The sequence below is a fragment of the Tenacibaculum sp. Bg11-29 genome (assembly GCF_002836595.1).
GTDB lineage: Bacteria > Bacteroidota > Bacteroidia > Flavobacteriales > Flavobacteriaceae > Polaribacter.
The window spans coordinates 1,129,830-1,143,079 of record NZ_PJBB01000003.1; the positions used below are offsets into that span (position 1 = coordinate 1,129,830).

The window sequence follows — 13,250 nt, forward strand, 5'->3', positions numbered from 1 at the left end:
ATTTTTATTTTTAGTTTAAATTAAACTTTTTTTTAGTCGTATTTTTACGAAAAAAATAAAAATGGACATACAGTTTTTTAAGAAATCGAAAAGTACGCTACTTTTTCTAATTGTATTTTGTGCTGTAGGAATTCCTGTTTTTTATCATTTAGTAAAAGTCGAAGAAAAATTACCAATTTATAATCCAGCAGATATAAATCCTCGATTGGTAGATATATCAGTAAGAGCAAAGACTAGAAACCATAAAATAGGAAATTTTAAATTAATTAATCAGAACGGAGAAACGATTACGAATGCTGATTATAAAGATAAAATTTATATAGCTGATTTCTTTTTTACGCGTTGTCAAACAATTTGTATTGTAATGGCATATAATATGAGTGAGTTACAAGAGCATTATAAAGATGATAATGATATTATGTTTTTATCACATTCTGTAACACCTGTTATGGACAGTGTACCTCAATTAAGAAAATATGCAGACTCTAAGGGTGTAATAGATGGTAAATGGAATGTTACTACAGGAGATAAAAAGCATATTTATAATTTAGCTCGTAAACATTATTTTGCTGTTTTAGATGAAGGTGATGGGGGAGAGAATGATTGGGTTCATACTGAAAATTTTGTTTTAATTGATAAGAAAGGACAAATTAGAGGTTCTTATGACGGAACAAAAAAAGAGAATATGCAAAAGATTATTGATGATATTACAATATTGAAAAAAGAATATCTAAAGTAATTTTTATAGCTGTAATAAAATAAAAAAGACCATTAGAAATTAATCTAAAGGTCTTTTTTTTTATGGTGTAGAATTTACGCTTTTATTTTATTTAAAATTAATTGGTCAATATCTTTATTCATCAGTTTTAATTCATTGAGAGATTCGTTTAGCTCTTTTAAGATTAAATGTTTGGTGTCTTCAAATGATGATTTTATAGTTGAAAACATCGATTTGTAGTAATGAATACCTTCATCTAAATTTTTTGAAAAACTAACCAAGTATTTTTCTTGCTTTTTATTCATTTCAGATGTTGTTTCATCTATTTTAGTTTTTAAATAATCTAAGTATAAACCTAGTTCTTTAACAAATACATTTGGTCTGTCTAATCTTTCAATTACGTTATTTTTTCCATAGATGTGTCCTACCATTTCAGACAAAGAAGTTTCTTTTGAGTAGTAAGCTATATTTGGACCAGGGCAAATAGAAACTCCTTCTCCTTCAACTTTTGTATCCATATCATTTACGACTAAAGCAGAAGTACCTAATCCAACACAAATACAAGATTTATCAACAATATTAGCATATTTTTTTTTGTATTCAATGTTTGAAAGCGTAGCTTTTTTATCCTCTAATTGTTTAATTTTTAAGTATTGATATTGTCGAGAAGCAGTACATATTGTTTTCTCAGAAAACTCACCATCTAAGGCTAGAAATTTTTTGGGACAAGAACTTCCAGGCCTTCCTTTGGCTACAAAAGCCAATTTTTGAATGTCTTTTGTATTACCTCTTAAGTTGTTAAAAGGTACACCTAAGGGTGATATATTACTTAAAAACAAATCTTTTTCTTTTGCTTTTTGTAATTGTTTTAATGTGTTGTTGTCAACAGTTGTTGCTTCAGGAACTAATAAGAAAGGACTTCCCCAGCCTACAGAGTCAAGACCATAATTACTTATTAAAAACTCTTGTTCTTCAGCAGTTCCAACACCTCCTTGTGCGGTAACTTTTATGGCTAATGTTTTTGTGGGAATGGTTTTACCTTTTGCTTCTAAAGCATTTACTAAAAGACCATATACTGAATTTATTAATTCGTTTCTATTTTTCTTAAACTCCTCTAAAATAGGTCCCATTAAAAAACCTTCAGTAGCAAAAGCATGTCCACCACAGTTTAAGCCAGATTCAATTCTGTATTCAGAAACCCAAATACCTTTTTTAGCTAAAAATTTACCTTGAATTAAAGCAGAACGATAATCACTAACTTTAATCACTACTTTTTTCTTAATCACTCCGTTTAAATCAGGAAAGAAATCGTTAAATTTTTCTAAGTAAGTAAATAAACGAGGATTCATACCTGCAGAAAACACCATTGATGAATTTAAGTTGCTATTTGCAAAACCTCTTAAGGCTGCATGTGCATCGTTAAACTCAATAGGTAAAGTTTCTTTTTTGTTGGCAGGATTATAGTTAACCTTATCTAATTTAGTCATGATATTAACATTAATATCACCTAATGATAAATTGTCGTGTAACCACTTTTTAATTTCTGAAACATCAGTTATTCTATCAGTCAACTTTATAAAATCTTGTTTTAAAGTTGAAGAATCGGGTAACATGCTAAAGTATTTTTTTAGTTCGTTACTTTTTTCTATTGATGCATTTTTAATGTTTTCTAGTTTTTTCTCTGCAACTTGTTTCATTAAGTTCAGATAAGAAGTAATTCTTTTAGCTCTAGAATCTTCTTCTTTTTCACCTATTTCTGTATAAGGTAGTTTGAATTTATTTGAATACATTTTACGCATCTTTTCAAGAAGTATATCATCACTTATAAAAATAACTGAATCAATTCCGTACTGTGCGACTTTTATTGGTGTATCAATAGTAAACCCAATTCCCATTACCGGAATGTGAAATGAATGTCCTTTTTTCATTTTATATCTAATTAAGCTGTAAACTTAATTAGATATAAAATGAAAAAAGCTAATCTATATCATGTTTTAATAAGAATTAATGTTTACAAAATTGAAATTTTAATTACTGATTTTTAGTAACGTAAGAGGTCGTCAATTTAGTAATCATTAATTTTTTTCTTCAAAACATCAATTTGTAAATCATAGTCATTATAATTAACTAATAAAGATTCTGATTTAGAAATTGATGTTTTGGCTTTATCAATCCAACCATAATCTAAGTACATTTTTGAAAGACCTAGATAAGATATAGCAATTAAAAAGTCAATTTCTGATTTTTCAATTATATGATTATAAAGTTTTTCAGCTTTTTTATCTTCACCTAAAATTCCATATGCTTTACCAAGACTTAAAATAGATGGATAGTAAGTAGAATCAGATAATAATATAGATTTATTGTAATAAGTTATAGCTTTTGGGAATTTTTTTAAGATCAGTTCTAAGTTACCTAAATTATGCAAAGTAATACTGTTTTTAGGATTAATAGATAAGTCTTTTAAAAGAGCAACTTTCAAATCCTTATAATTCTTATCTATAATTAAATTTATATTCTTTTTAGTTAAATCTTTTTCATTAAAATCAGAACTAATCAAAACAATATTTTCTTTATTAACTCTATAGTATTGAATTAAAGGATCATCGTTTACAGTAATAAGGATAGGCTTCTTTTTCTTACAAGAAAAAATTAAAGATATTATTAGAATAAAAATTGTATTTTTTAGCATAATATTAGTTGTAAATCAGTATCAATTTACTTTTTATCCCCCTCTTGATCAAAGTTCTTGTTAATTTCTTGTTCTGTTTTAATCACAGAAACAGCTAAAGATAATAGCATAATTGCCATTGGTTGCCAGCTTAAGCTTTTAGAAATGTATGCTAGGAATAAAGTAGCAATAAATGAAATAGATGAATATCTTAAAAACTGTTTGGTGAAAAAATTGTTTGCAAACTTCCAAATAGTATCATTCTTTATAGTTTTGTTAGTACGATAGCCATAAATAGGGTTTATTTTTTTAGGAGGAAAAAAGTAAAAAATAACACTGAATAAAAAAAGAAATCCGTTTACAGAAAGTACGTAATAATATGGGTTCATTAGTTTAGTTTTTAATAGAAGTTATAATTCCTTTCAAAAGAGTATTCATGTCGGCATTTTTGGTAAGACCTGTGCGTACGATTACTAAATTTTGATTTGGTAAAATAAAAACATTTTGACCTTTATAACCATTAAAAGAGTACATGTTTTTAGGAGCATCAGGATGTTTGCCTCCGGCATTTAGCCAAATTTGTGCTCCGTATGAATTATTAGATGTTGGAGTAGGAGTAGTAGCGTAATTTACCCAATCTTTATCAAAAAGATGTTCACCATTCCACTCACCATTTTGTAAATATAAAAGACCAAGCTTAGCCCAATCTCTTGTAGTTGCCCATCCGTAAGAAGAACCAATAAAGTTCCCACTCATGTCAGTTTCTATAACCATAGAGTTCATTCCTATTTTATCGATAAGGGCACTATACCAAAAGTCAAGATACTCTTGATGCGTATTAAATTGCTTACGGATAATACCAGAAAGTAAATTTGTGGTTCCCGATGAATAGTTCCATGTTTGGTTGGCTTTTCCTATTAAAGGTTTTCCTATTTGAGTTTTAGTCATGTCTTTTTCAAGAAACAACATCTTTGTAACATCAGAAATAGTATTATAATCTTCAAGCCATTCTAAACCTGAATTCATTTGTAATAAATTATGTGTCGTAATGTTTTTACGTTCATCGTTTTTCCATTCATCAAACAGATTAGCAGATGTAACATTCATTTTACCTTTGCATTGTAAAATACCAATAATGGTACTCGTAATACTTTTGGTCATAGACCAACCTAATTGTTTCGAATTTTTGTTAAATCCAGTATCATATTTTTCAGCGATAATTTTACCCTTATAAAGAACTAAAACAGATCTAGTTTTATTTCTATCATTAAAAATAGTATCAATAGTTTCGTTTAGTTTTTTATAATCAATATTTGAGAATAGTGTATCTTTTTGATCAGCATTTCCATACGGAAAAGAAGTTGTGTTATCTGGCTTCGTACGTTTAGGTGTTAATGGCTTATTTGAAGAATCGTATTCATCATTAATTAACACAGCACCTAAACCTTCTCTGTAAATAGCTTTTCTTTTTAATAAACCAAAAACTGATCCTGTCGCTGATTTTTGTTGCTCATTAATTTCATCAGAAGTTAAATTAATAGGAGAAAAATCATTGTCATTATTATCTGTAAATTCTAAACTTCTGTTGGCTAAAAAAACTGATGAAGCAGTGTTTTTTGCAGAGTATCCTGCAAGAATATTTAACTTAGAGTAGTTGTAATATACTGCAACAGCAAGTATAATTAAAATTAATAGGAGTATTCTTTTTACAATCTTCATACAAAACAGTTTTTAGCAAATGTAAGAATTTAATTGTTTGATGTTTGTTTTTAAAAAGCAAGAGGTATCTTTGCTTTAAATTTAGGTTTTATATGTTTAATGTAGATAAAATTAGAGCTGATTTTCCTATTCTTAAGAGAGAGATTCATGGAAAAAATTTAGTGTATTTTGATAACGGTGCAACTTCGCAAACACCGCAAATTGTAATTGATGCGATTGTAGATTATTATTCTAATTACAATGCAAATATTCATAGAGGTGTACATACACTAAGTCAAGAAGCTACTGATAAGTATGAAGAGGCTCGTATTAAGATTCAACAGCATTTTAACGCAAAACATTCGTATGAGGTTATCTTAACTTCAGGAACAACAGATAGTATTAATATTGTAGCTTCAGGTTTTGGAACTATTTTAAAAGCAGGAGATGAGGTAATTGTTTCTTCTTTAGAGCATCATTCTAATATTGTTCCTTGGCAAATGCTTTGTGAAAAAACAGGAGCGGTATTAAAGGTGATACCTATGGATGAAGATGGTTCATTACGAATGGATATATATCATGAATTACTAAATAATAAAACCAAAATAGTATTCTGTAACCATGTATCTAACGCATTAGGAACCATAAACCCTATTGAAGAAATTATTCATGCAGCGCACAAATTTGGAGCTTATGTTTTAATTGATGGAGCACAAGCAGTACCACATATAAAACCAGATGTTCAAGAATTAGATGTTGATTTTTACGTAGCATCTGCGCATAAAATGTGTGGGCCAACAGGTGTTGGTATGTTATATGGTAAAGAAGAATTACTTAATATGTTACCACCATATCAAGGAGGAGGTGAAATGATTGAAACCGTAACTTTTGAGAAAACAACCTATGCAGGTTTACCTCATAAGTTTGAAGCAGGAACCCCAAATATTTGTGGAGGAATCGCTTTTGGTGCAGCGATAGATTATATGAATTCGATAGGTTTTGAAAGTATAGCGAAACAGGAGAACGAATTATTAGCGTACGGAACACAAGAGTTAGAAAAAATAGAAGGATTAAGAATTTACGGAACAACGAATAAAGCATCTGTAATTTCTTTTAATTTAGAAGGAATACATCCTTATGATGTAGGATCGATATTAGATAAATTAGGGGTTGCAGTTCGTACTGGTCATCATTGTGCACAACCTATTATGAATTTTTACTGTATACCTGGTACAGTGAGAGCATCGTTTGCTTTTTACAATACAAAAGAAGAAATTGATGTTTTAGTAGCAGCAGTAAAAAAAGCAAAAATGATGTTGAGTTAAACTTTTTTTCATTTTTTAAGAATATTCTAAAATTTGTATATTTGGAAAATGAAGAAGAGTTTAGGTTATCAAACGACCGTTGATTTTTATGATTGCGATGCTACAATTATAGATTCAGTTACGTCGATAAAAAGTATTTTAGAAAAAGCTGCTATGATTATGAATCTGTCTGTGGTTAACACAACAATTCATGAATTTTCTCCAATTGGTATTAGCGGCGTAATCGTAATTAAAGAAAGCCATATAGCAATACATACTTGGCCAGAACACAATTATGTAGCTTTAGATTTTTTTACTTGTAATAAATCTTTTGATTTAGAGGAAGGTATTGTTTGGATACAAGAGCAATTTAAATCTAAAAAATTAGAAAAGAATTCAAGTCAGAGAGGTTTTCTAGACAAAATTGAATAATGATGATAAAACAAAAAATAGCATTATTATTTGATGATAAAAAAGGAAATTTAAAAGGCGATAAGTTTGTTGAGTATTTTATTTCATGGTTAATCATTATAAATATGATTGCTATTATATTAGAATCATATAAAGGAATTAATACATCTTATTTTTTATATTTTAATATTCTTGAAATTTTTTCAATCATAGTTTTTTCAATAGAATACCTTTTAAGAATATGGATTTCAGATTTAATTTATCCTGATATTTCACCTACGAAAGCAAGAGTAAAATACATTACTTCATTTATGGGAGTGGTAGATTTAATTTCAATTTTACCATTTTTCTTGCCATATTTTATAAAAATAGATTTAAGAATTCTTAGAACTTTACGCCTATTTAGGTTATTACGATTATTAAAATTAAATAGGTATTTTAAATCGTTAAGTGTTATAAAGAATGTAATCGTTAAAACTAAAAGTGAAATTTTAGTTACTGTTTTTATGGTTTTTATCTTACTTATTTTAGCCTCTACCTTAATGTATAATATAGAGAAAAATGCACAGCCAGAAGCGTTTAAAAATATAGGGCAAGCTATGTGGTGGGCGGTTGCAACATTAACAACTGTTGGTTATGGAGATATTTATCCCGTAACAGGTTTAGGTAAAATTTTAAGTGCATTTATAGCATTATTAGGTATTGGTATTGTAGCATTACCAACAGGTATAATAAGTTCGGCTTATATAGAAGAGATAAGAGAACTTAGAACAAAAAAAGAAGTATGTAATTGCCCACATTGTGGAAAAGAAATAATAGATTAATTATGTTTTGGAACAACTCAAAAGAATACCATTTAGATAAATTAAAAGTAGGTTTTACTTTCGATTTATATAATACAAATTGGAAAATAGAAGAAATAGGTCAATACGATTGGCGAATGGATAATTCGAGTATTGAATACACCATTAAATCATCAAGAAAAGAAGCCTTTTTAGAAGTAGAATTTAATAAAGGAAAATACGAAGTAACTTATAGTGAAACTATTGCTATTAGCGAGACTTTATTGGTAGATGCTATTCATTCAAAACAATTAATATTTAACAATAAGTTGTATGAATTAGATGAAACTTATAAAGGAGATTATAAAAACTTAACAACACATACTTCTAGAGAAAATTTAGAATGCTTTCTTTTTTATGCAGAAGATGATGAGCTGTTAACGATTGAGAAATGGGGAGACGGAAGTTATGAAGTGTTTTTAGGAGAAGAGATAAAAGCGAAAAAGATTAAAAATATAAAAGAAAATTAATTATGAAAAAAGGAATTTATTTGCTGTTAGCATCTTTAGTTTTAATAGGGTGTTCATCAAACGTTAAACCTGCAAAAACAATTTCTATTGAGCCATCAGAAGAAATTAGTAGAGATTATAAATTTAAAGATTTTTCTATTGTTTTAGATGATATGAAAATAGAAGAAGAACCTAATTTAATGGTGTATCAACATAAATACAAGGTGTTAACATTATTAAAAGATTCTTTACACGTTAAAAAAATACCATGGAAAACAGTAAATAAGAAATATTTTAAAGATCATGAAAATGATTTAGGAATGGAAATTGTTTCTAAACACAACGGGAAACTATCTAAAGTAGCACAACCTGTTGGTTTTGGTTGGGCAATTGGAAATAAAAAGCATGGTGAGTGGGAAGCTGTTCAAGGTGACTCAACAAAAACAGCTAGTAATAAATCATCTGAAAGAAGATGGAGAACTCATTCTACAAGTCCATTTTTATGGTATTGGTTATTGTCAAGACGTAGTACTTCTAGAAATGATTATAACGGGTATCAGAGAAGTTATAGTTCAGGAAAATCTTATTACGGAAGTAATGCATCAAGCGGTAATTATAATTACGGAACTAGAAGTAATTATGAAAAATCAACAAGAAGTTCTTTCTTTTCAAGAAAAACTCAGAATTCAGGAAGATGGAATAGTTTATCGAATAAATCATCTAGAAGCTCATCAAGATACTCTAGCGGATCATCTACTCGATCTCGTTCTGGTGGATACGGAAAATAAGTATAGTGAAATATTCAAAAAAACAAAAGTCTTTTGCGTTAAAGGTAGCATTATTTGCTACAGGTATTAGTGGTATTGTAGCAGAGTATATTCTGTCTACTTTAGCTTCCTATTTTATAGGGAATGCTATTTTACAATTTACACTAATTGTATCGATAATGCTTTTTGCAATGGGGTTAGGTAGTCGCTTTAGCAAGTGGTTTACTAAACAGGTAATTGTATATTTTATAATTACTGAGTTAATATTATCAGTATTAGTTTCTTTTTCGGCACTAATCTCATATGTTGTTTATGGTATTACCGATATTTCTTGGTTAGTAATTTATATACTTTCTATTTGTATTGGTTTATTAATAGGATTAGAAATACCATTTGCTACTCGAATAAATGATGAATTTGAAGAGTTGCGTTTAAATATTTCTAATATTTTAGAGAAAGATTACTTTGGTAGTTTAATAGGTGGATTATTCTTTGCCTTTGTAGGTTTACCATATTTAGGGTTAACATATACTCCGTTTGTTTTAGGGTTATTAAATTTAGGCGTATCCTATTATCTATTTAAAGTATTAAAAGAATATATATCAGTAAATGCTATAAAAAAACTAGAAGTATCTTATATTTTGGTTTTAATTTTAATAATAGCAGGTTTGTATTTTGCAGAGCCAATAGTTCGATTTGGTGAGCAAGTAAAGTATAAAGATAAAATAGTATACTCAGAGCAAACCAAATATCAAAAAATAGTAGTAACCAAATGGAAAGAGTGGTATTCGTTATATATAAATGGAAACCAGCAATTATCATCTTTTGATGAATTTATGTACCATGAACCGATGGTACATTTGCCTATGCAATTAACAGGTATTCATGAAAATATTTTAATATTAGGAGGAGGAGACGGTTGTTTAGCAAGAGAGGTTTTTAAATATAAGGAGGTTAAAAAAGTAACATTGGTTGATTTAGACCAAAATATGATCGATTTAGGAAAAGATTTTTCAGTTTTTAAAGAGTTGAATAAAAATGCGATGAACAATCCTAAATTAACAACAGTTACAAGAGATGCTTTTAATTTTTTAGAAGAAACGAATGAAAGGTATGATATTATATTTATAGACTTACCAGACCCTAATAATGTTGATTTAAATAAATTATATACCAAAGAGTTTTATAAATTATGTAAGTTAAAATTAAAAGAAAACGGAGTTTTTATTACGCAGGCAGGAAGCCCGTATTACGCAACCAAAGCGTTTTATTGTATTGATAAAACGTTAAAAGCATCGGGGTTTAAAACAATACCAATGCATAATCAAGTACTTACGTTAGGTGAATGGGGTTGGATTATGGCAACAAAAAAGAACGTACACTTAGATAGAATAAAGTCAATTAAGTTTTCGAATTTAGATTTAAAGTGGTTAACAAATAAAGCAGTACCACATTTACTGTCTTTCGGAAAACCATTAGTAGATACTACAGGTATTAAGGTAAATACAATATTTTCACCAAAACTATATACTTATTATAGACAGGGAAATTGGGACTTATATTAAAAAATATGAATAAAGTAAAAATAGTATATGTATTACTTGTATTTTTAATAGTTAACTGTAAAAATACTATTCAAAATAAAAAGATGAAATCAAACAAAATTGTTATTGCACATCGTGGAGCATCAGGCTATTTACCAGAACATTCTATGGAAGCTAAAGCGATGGCTTATGCTATGAATCCTGATTATATTGAACAAGATTTAGTATTAAGTAAAGATAATATAGCTATTGTTATTCATGATATTTATTTAGATGATGTAACTAATGTTGCTGAGGTGTTTTCGGATAGAAAAAGAGCTGATAACCGTTATTATGTAATTGATTTTACATTTGAAGAGTTACAACAATTACAAGTAACTGAACGATTTGACCCTGCAACAGGTGAGCAATTTTATCCAAAAAGATTTCCGAAAGGAAAAGGTAATTTTAAATTACATTCTTTTGAACAAGAAATAGAATTGATTCAAGGATTAAACTATAGTACTGAAAAAAATATAGGGATTTATCCAGAGATTAAAAATCCAGAATTTCATCATAAAAACGGAAAAGACATTGCTAAAATTACATTAGAAATTCTTTCTAATTATGGATATAAAACAAAAAAAGATAACTGTATTCTTCAATGTTTTGATGCAAAAGAGTTAGAAAGAGTTAGAGTTGAATTGCAATCAAATTTATTTTTAGTACAATTAATAGAGTTTCCTGAAGAAACGAAAGAACTAAGACATTTTGCGACGTATGCAGATGGAATTGGACCTTGGTACAAGCAAATTTTAAATAAAAAAATAAATGGTAAGTTTACATTTACAACATTAGTTACCGATGCTCATGAATTAGGATTAAAAGTGCATCCTTATACTTTTAGAGCAGATCAATTAGATGAATTTTCTTCATTTAATGAAATGATGCAAGTGTTATTTTTTGAAGCTGACATCGACGGTGGTTTTACTGATTTTTCTGACAAAATGGTACAGTTTTTAGCTAAGAAGTAACCTCAATTAATTTAGTTCTATAAACAGATAATAATTTCGATTTAGATATAAACCCTAAGTATTTACCGTTTTTTATAACAGGTAAATTCCAAGCGGCACTTTCCTTAAATTTTTGCATTACTTTCTCAACAGAATCATCGTGTTGTATAATTGATGGAGCACTTCTCATAAAGGTTTCAACAGTTACTTTATCGTACATATCATTATCAAACATAATAGGTCTAATGTCATCTAATAAAACAATTCCTAAAAATTGTTTGTCTTTTTCAATTACAGGAAAAATATTTCTATTAGAATTAGAAACAGCTTTTTTTAACATATCACCTAAAAACATTTCGGGATGTACCGCTTTAAAATTTGTTTCTATTAGTTTGTTTATAGTCATCATCATCAACACATTTTTGTCTTTATCATGCGTAATAAGTTCACCTCTTTTTGCTAATTCTACCGTGTAAATTGAGTTTGATATAAAGTATTTTGTAACAGCAAACGAAATTGCAGCTACTAACATTAACGGAACAAATAAATCATAACCGCCAGTAATTTCAGCAATTAAGAAAATCGCAGTCAAAGGAGCGTGTAATACTCCTGCCATTAATCCCGTCATTCCTATTAAGGTAAAGTTAGATTCTGATACGTTACCGCCTAATTGATTAATTATTTTTGCTGATACATTTCCTAAAGCACTACCCATAACTAAGGTGGGAATAAAAATTCCTCCAACACCACCAGCAGCAAAGGTAGTTGTCATGGCAATGGCTTTAAATACGGTGATTAACAACAAGAATATAATAACAATCCAAACATTTTCGAAATCTACATTGTAAGGAATGTCTTTTAAAGCAGCTAAGGTGTTTCCTTCTAATAAATTATTAATTAATCCGTAACCCTCACCATATAAAGGCGGAATTAAAAATAACATTAACCCAATTGCGACCCCTCCAAAAATTAATTTATGAACTGGTTTTTTAATACGTTTAAAAAAATTAGTAATTCGAAAATATATTTTTGAAAAATAGACAGATACTAAACCCGTAAAAAAACCTAATAAAACATAATAAAAAATATCCTTTATTTTAAAAGCATCCACTAATTCAAAACCTAATAGCGCATCTTTTTCAAAAAAGAAATAAGAAGTAATTACAGCTGCAACAGAAGCTAATAATAAAGGAACTAATGAAGCAAAAGCTAAATCTAGGCTAAATATTTCTATAGCGAAAATAATAGCAGCAACGGGTGCTTTAAACATTGATGACATAGCTCCTGCAGTTGCACAACCAATTAACAACATTCTTGTTTTTCGGTTCATGTGAAATAGTTGCGATACTCTCGATCCTAAAGCAGCTCCTGTACTTATTGCTGGACCAAGTAAACCAACAGAACCTCCGAAACCAACTGTAATTGGTGCGGTAATTATTGAAGCATAAATTTTATATTTTTCTATAATTCCACTTCGTTTAGAAATAGCATAGAGTGTGGTAGAAATACCGTGACCGATTTCTTTCTTTAGGAATTTCTTTTTAATATAATAGACTAAAACTAATCCAATAATTGGGAAGATAAAATAGAGATAATAATGAATATCTTTAATAAACTTTCCTTCTAAGATAGTTTGAAAAAAGGAAGTCATGTTTTTTAAAATAAGTGTACCTATTCCTGCTAAAAAACCAATTAAAACACTTAAAACGTATACAAATTGACGTTCAGAAATATGTTTATATCTCCAAATTAGTATTTTTTTAAATATATTTTTAGGTTTAGGCATTCTTTAAATATAAGAAAAACACCTATCTCTAAATAGAGAAAAGGTGTTTAATGTTTGGTAATTGGTTA

General features: G+C 28.5%; 13 protein-coding genes. 8 read left to right on the top strand and 5 right to left on the bottom strand.

Annotated features, from left to right (window positions below; genetic code table 11):
* The first annotated feature begins 61 nt into the window (after positions 1-61).
* Complete coding sequence (locus tag CXF68_RS05075) at positions 62-739, top strand: SCO family protein (protein ID WP_101043269.1); 678 nt, start codon at positions 62-64, stop codon at positions 737-739.
* A gap of 74 nt (positions 740-813) precedes the next feature.
* Here CXF68_RS05075 and CXF68_RS05080 read toward each other — a convergent pair whose 3' ends face one another.
* The 4 genes from CXF68_RS05080 to CXF68_RS05095 form a co-directional block, all read right to left on the bottom strand.
* The gene (locus CXF68_RS05080; RefSeq protein ID WP_101043270.1) at positions 814-2,646 is read right to left on the bottom strand and encodes a hypothetical protein; all 1,833 of its coding nucleotides are present in this window, start codon (positions 2,644-2,646) and stop codon (positions 814-816) included.
* Between the two features lie 137 nt (positions 2,647-2,783).
* On the bottom strand, positions 2,784-3,410 hold the full coding sequence (locus CXF68_RS05085) for a tetratricopeptide repeat protein (protein WP_101043271.1): 627 nt from the start codon (positions 3,408-3,410) through the stop codon (positions 2,784-2,786).
* 26 nt (positions 3,411-3,436) lie between these two features.
* Complete coding sequence (locus tag CXF68_RS05090) at positions 3,437-3,778, bottom strand: SdpI family protein (RefSeq protein ID WP_101043272.1); 342 nt, start codon at positions 3,776-3,778, stop codon at positions 3,437-3,439.
* A 4-nt stretch (positions 3,779-3,782) separates the two neighbouring features.
* Positions 3,783-5,108 (bottom strand): serine hydrolase, encoded by a 1,326-nt coding sequence (locus CXF68_RS05095; protein WP_101043273.1) that lies wholly within the window; start codon positions 5,106-5,108, stop codon positions 3,783-3,785.
* A 92-nt stretch (positions 5,109-5,200) separates the two neighbouring features.
* Between CXF68_RS05095 and CXF68_RS05100 the strand changes: the two genes are divergently transcribed.
* From CXF68_RS05100 to glpQ, 7 genes are read left to right on the top strand one after another with little or no spacing between them, the layout of a single operon-like run.
* The gene (locus CXF68_RS05100) at positions 5,201-6,412 is read left to right on the top strand and encodes an aminotransferase class V-fold PLP-dependent enzyme (RefSeq protein WP_101043274.1); all 1,212 of its coding nucleotides are present in this window, start codon (positions 5,201-5,203) and stop codon (positions 6,410-6,412) included.
* A gap of 48 nt (positions 6,413-6,460) precedes the next feature.
* Positions 6,461-6,823 carry an adenosylmethionine decarboxylase gene (speD, locus tag CXF68_RS05105; RefSeq protein WP_028888714.1) on the top strand — a complete coding sequence of 121 codons (363 nt, stop codon included), beginning with the start codon at positions 6,461-6,463 and terminating at the stop codon, positions 6,821-6,823.
* 2 nt (positions 6,824-6,825) lie between these two features.
* The gene (locus tag CXF68_RS05110) at positions 6,826-7,626 is read left to right on the top strand and encodes an ion transporter (protein WP_198553749.1); all 801 of its coding nucleotides are present in this window, start codon (positions 6,826-6,828) and stop codon (positions 7,624-7,626) included.
* 2 nt (positions 7,627-7,628) lie between these two features.
* A complete protein-coding gene (locus tag CXF68_RS05115) occupies positions 7,629-8,114 on the top strand; it encodes a DUF4178 domain-containing protein (protein WP_157821857.1) in 486 nt (161 codons plus the stop codon).
* Positions 8,115-8,116: 2 nt separating this feature from the next.
* Positions 8,117-8,881: a hypothetical protein gene (locus tag CXF68_RS05120; protein WP_101043277.1), complete on the top strand. Its 765-nt coding sequence runs from the start codon at positions 8,117-8,119 to the stop codon at positions 8,879-8,881.
* Between the two features lie 5 nt (positions 8,882-8,886).
* Positions 8,887-10,425, top strand: a complete 1,539-nt coding sequence (locus CXF68_RS05125; protein ID WP_101043278.1) for a polyamine aminopropyltransferase — start codon at positions 8,887-8,889, stop codon at positions 10,423-10,425.
* A gap of 5 nt (positions 10,426-10,430) precedes the next feature.
* Positions 10,431-11,417 carry a glycerophosphodiester phosphodiesterase gene (glpQ, locus tag CXF68_RS05130; RefSeq protein WP_101047346.1) on the top strand — a complete coding sequence of 329 codons (987 nt, stop codon included), beginning with the start codon at positions 10,431-10,433 and terminating at the stop codon, positions 11,415-11,417.
* On the opposite strand, the gene CXF68_RS05135 is transcribed toward glpQ, so the two are convergent.
* A complete protein-coding gene (locus CXF68_RS05135; RefSeq protein ID WP_101043279.1) occupies positions 11,407-13,182 on the bottom strand; it encodes a chloride channel protein in 1,776 nt (591 codons plus the stop codon). The genes glpQ and CXF68_RS05135 overlap by 11 nt on opposite strands.
* Positions 13,183-13,250 lie beyond the last annotated feature (68 nt).

What these genes read in the sequence shown, in the direction of transcription:
- CXF68_RS05075 (WP_101043269.1), top strand. Translation starts at nt 62, where the DNA reads ATGGACATACAGTTTTTTAAGAAATCGAAAAGTACGCTACTTTTTCTA.
- CXF68_RS05080 (WP_101043270.1), bottom strand. Translation starts at nt 2,646, where the DNA reads ATGAAAAAAGGACATTCATTTCACATTCCGGTAATGGGAATTGGGTTT.
- CXF68_RS05085 (WP_101043271.1), bottom strand. Translation starts at nt 3,410, where the DNA reads ATGCTAAAAAATACAATTTTTATTCTAATAATATCTTTAATTTTTTCT.
- CXF68_RS05090 (WP_101043272.1), bottom strand. Translation starts at nt 3,778, where the DNA reads ATGAACCCATATTATTACGTACTTTCTGTAAACGGATTTCTTTTTTTA.
- CXF68_RS05095 (WP_101043273.1), bottom strand. Translation starts at nt 5,108, where the DNA reads ATGAAGATTGTAAAAAGAATACTCCTATTAATTTTAATTATACTTGCT.
- CXF68_RS05100 (WP_101043274.1), top strand. Translation starts at nt 5,201, where the DNA reads ATGTTTAATGTAGATAAAATTAGAGCTGATTTTCCTATTCTTAAGAGA.
- speD (WP_028888714.1), top strand. Translation starts at nt 6,461, where the DNA reads ATGAAGAAGAGTTTAGGTTATCAAACGACCGTTGATTTTTATGATTGC.
- CXF68_RS05110 (WP_198553749.1), top strand. Translation starts at nt 6,826, where the DNA reads ATGATAAAACAAAAAATAGCATTATTATTTGATGATAAAAAAGGAAAT.
- CXF68_RS05115 (WP_157821857.1), top strand. Translation starts at nt 7,629, where the DNA reads ATGTTTTGGAACAACTCAAAAGAATACCATTTAGATAAATTAAAAGTA.
- CXF68_RS05120 (WP_101043277.1), top strand. Translation starts at nt 8,117, where the DNA reads ATGAAAAAAGGAATTTATTTGCTGTTAGCATCTTTAGTTTTAATAGGG.
- glpQ (WP_101047346.1), top strand. Translation starts at nt 10,431, where the DNA reads ATGAATAAAGTAAAAATAGTATATGTATTACTTGTATTTTTAATAGTT.
- CXF68_RS05135 (WP_101043279.1), bottom strand. Translation starts at nt 13,182, where the DNA reads ATGCCTAAACCTAAAAATATATTTAAAAAAATACTAATTTGGAGATAT.